This is a genomic window from uncultured Marivita sp., assembly GCF_947488135.1.
In the GTDB taxonomy this organism is placed as follows: Bacteria; Pseudomonadota; Alphaproteobacteria; order Rhodobacterales; family Rhodobacteraceae; genus Marivita.
Genome location: NZ_CANKYW010000029.1, coordinates 1 through 2,759, shown reverse-complemented (window position 1 = coordinate 2,759; position 2,759 = coordinate 1). Strand labels below are relative to the sequence as shown.

General features: G+C 62.1%; 5 protein-coding genes. 4 read left to right on the top strand and 1 reads right to left on the bottom strand.

The genetic code is table 11. The features are described 5' to 3' along the window. Positions 1-209, bottom strand: a 209-nt coding sequence (locus Q1B16_RS22260; protein WP_299794612.1) for a hypothetical protein, incomplete at its 3' end; no start/stop codon positions are given. Between Q1B16_RS22260 and Q1B16_RS22405 the strand changes: the two genes are divergently transcribed. From Q1B16_RS22405 to Q1B16_RS22235, 4 genes are read left to right on the top strand one after another with little or no spacing between them, the layout of a single operon-like run. Beyond that, positions 147-464 (top strand): transposase, encoded by a 318-nt coding sequence (locus Q1B16_RS22405; protein ID WP_366140193.1) that lies wholly within the window; start codon positions 147-149, stop codon positions 462-464. The genes Q1B16_RS22260 and Q1B16_RS22405 overlap by 63 nt on opposite strands. Further along, complete coding sequence (gene tnpB, locus Q1B16_RS22245; RefSeq protein ID WP_108693770.1) at positions 461-811, top strand: IS66 family insertion sequence element accessory protein TnpB; 351 nt, start codon at positions 461-463, stop codon at positions 809-811. Before Q1B16_RS22405 ends, tnpB begins: the two co-directional genes overlap by 4 nt. Before the next feature lie 60 nt (positions 812-871). Next, the gene (locus Q1B16_RS22240; protein WP_299794601.1) at positions 872-2,506 is read left to right on the top strand and encodes an IS66 family transposase; all 1,635 of its coding nucleotides are present in this window, start codon (positions 872-874) and stop codon (positions 2,504-2,506) included. Next, positions 2,503-2,730 (top strand): hypothetical protein, encoded by a 228-nt coding sequence (locus tag Q1B16_RS22235; RefSeq protein ID WP_207768792.1) that lies wholly within the window; start codon positions 2,503-2,505, stop codon positions 2,728-2,730. The genes Q1B16_RS22240 and Q1B16_RS22235 overlap by 4 nt, the downstream gene beginning before the upstream one ends. Positions 2,731-2,759 lie beyond the last annotated feature (29 nt).

Below are 2,759 nucleotides of genomic sequence, written 5' to 3'. Positions count from 1 at the left end.
GTAAGCCTCCGGCGGCGGCCGTCTGATTTCGGGATCGATCCGATGGTAAGTCCGACCTTATGTCCGACTTTATCAACCGCCCTCAAATCGAAGTTCTTTCCGCCGCTGATGGTGAACGCCGCCGGTATTGGTCGGATGATGACAAAGTGCGCATTGTGGAGGAAAGCTTCATCGGCCACCGCCAGGCGGCAGCCACAGCGCGGCGACATGGCATTTGCCGGTCGCTGCTGACAACCTGGAGGCGGCAGTATCGAAACGGTGAGCTTGGATCCTCTCGCCCAGTATCGTTCGCGCCGGTGACCGTGACGAAAGCGCCCGCGCGGCAGACCAATTCAGTCGATCCCTGTCCGCCTCCGGGCTGTCAGGTTGAGATAGCCCTGCCGAACGGGCGCCGGGTCACCGTGCCGGTGGGCGTGGAGCCCGAAGCGTTTGCGCGGATCCTGGCGGTGGTGGACGAGCAATGATCGCGTTTCCGGCGGGCGTGAAGGTTTGGATTGCGGGCGGCACCACCGATATGCGGCGGGGCATGAACACGCTGGCGCTGCAGGTGCAGGAGGGTCTCGGTCGCGATCCCCATGCGGGTGAGATCTTCTGCTTCCGGGGCCGTAAGGGCGATCTGGTCAAGATCCTGTGGCATGATGGCGTGGGCATGTCGCTTTATCTGAAACGCTTGGAAGCGGGCAAGTTCATCTGGCCGGTGAGCCGGTCCGGTGATGCGGTGCAGATCTCGGCGGCGCAGTTGGGCTATCTTCTGGAAGGCATTGACTGGCGCAACCCACGCTGGACGCAACGCCCTGCAAAGGCTGGATAAATTGCTCTTACAGGCCTGTTTTTGTTGGTTCTTCATGAGCTTGAGTGATAGACATCCGCCATGTCTGACGCCGCCTCCGAACTCGCCAAATTACGCGCTGCCCTGGCCGCCGCCGAGGCCCGTGCAGATGTGGCCGAAAGCGAGCTGGCACAGACCCGTGCGGTTGTGTCCTGCTCGGAAGCGATGATCCAGGAGCTCAAGCTCGAGATCGCCAAACTGCGCCGTGACAAATACGGTATCTCGTCAGAACGACGCGCCCGGCTGATCGATCAGTTGGAATTGCAGCTTGAAGAACTGGAAGCGGCGGCCACCGAAGATGCCCTGGCCGCAGAACAAGCAACCGACAAAGCCACCACCACGGTGCGTGCCTTCACGCGCCGTCCACCTGTGCGCAAGCCGTTCCCCGAGCACCTGCCGCGCGAGCGGGTTGTTGTCGAGGCACCTGCCGCCTGCACCTGCTGTGGCTCGGATAGGATCGTGAAGATGGGCGAGGATGTCACCGAGACGCTGGAGGTGATCCCGCGGCAGTGGAAGGTGATCCAGACCGTGCGCGAGAAGTTCACCTGCCGGTCCTGCGAAAAGATCAGTCAGCCGCCGGCGCCGTTCCATGCGATCCCGCGTGGATGGGCCGGGCCCAGCCTGATCGCCATGATCGTCTTCGAGAAATATGGTCAGCACCAGCCTTTGAACCGGCAGGCCGAACGCTTCGCACGTGAAGGCGTCGAGTTGAGCCTGTCGACCTTGGCTGACCTGATCGGGCATGCCGCTGTCGCGTTGCAGCCAGTCCATGCCTTGATCGAGACCCATGTGCGCGCCGGTCACCGCCTGCATGGCGATGACACGACCGTGCCACTTCTGGCGCGGGGTGGCGCGAAGAAAGCCCGGTTCTGGACCTATGTCCGTGACGATCGCCCCTGGAACGGGGGAGCGCCACCGGCTGCGTTCTTCCGCTTCTCCCGTGATCGCGCGGCCACCAATCCCAATCAGCACCTGGCCGGATGGCAAGGTGTGCTGCAAGCGGACGCCTATGGCGGATACAACGACCTCTATCGCGCCGACCGATATGCGGGGCCGGTGACCAGTGCGCTGTGCTGGGCGCATGCGCGCCGGAAGTTCTTCGAGTTGGCGGATATTGCCAGGAACGTGCGAAAGGGCAAACCCGCCCATCAGATCTCGCCGGTCGCCCTGGAAGCGGTGAAACGGATCGACGCCATCTTCGACATCGAACGTGACATCCATGGGCTGGATGCCGCTGCCCGCCTTGCCGCCCGCCAGGTCCTGTCACGTCCCTTGGTGAATAATCTTCATGACTGGCTGCAGGAAGAGCGCGCGAAACTGTCCCGACACAACAAGGTGGCCAAGGCGATCAACTACATGTTCGAGAAAGATGGCCGTTGGAAAGCCTTCACGGCATTCCTTGATGACGGGCGCATCTGCCTGACGAACAATGCGGCCGAACGCGCCGTGCGCGGGATAGCCTTGGGCAGAAAGTCGTGGCTCTTCGTGGGTTCCGAGCGCGGCGGTGAGCGGGCCGCCGCCATGTATACCCTCATCGTCACGGCCAAAATGAACGACATCGACCCACAGGCCTGGCTTGCCGATGTCCTCGCCCGGCTGCCCGAGATGCCCGTCTCGCGCATCCATGAACTTCTACCATGGAACTGGAAAACCCGACCCCTCGCTGAGGCGGCATGACCATGCAGTTGAACAAGATCCATTCCGTCAAGACCATCGACCGCGTTGCAGCCGAACTGGGCGAAACCGTCGATCGGATCTTTGATCTCGCCATCGATATGGAGCCCGAAGATGGCGTGATCTGGGTCTACGGCCCCGGCAACGACAGCGTCATCGCATTCACTCCGTTCGGGATCGAAAACCTGTGCGAGCTCATCGAAATGGACCGTCAACACGCACGTTGACCTCGCTGTGGCCTACGCCGGATGCTTAC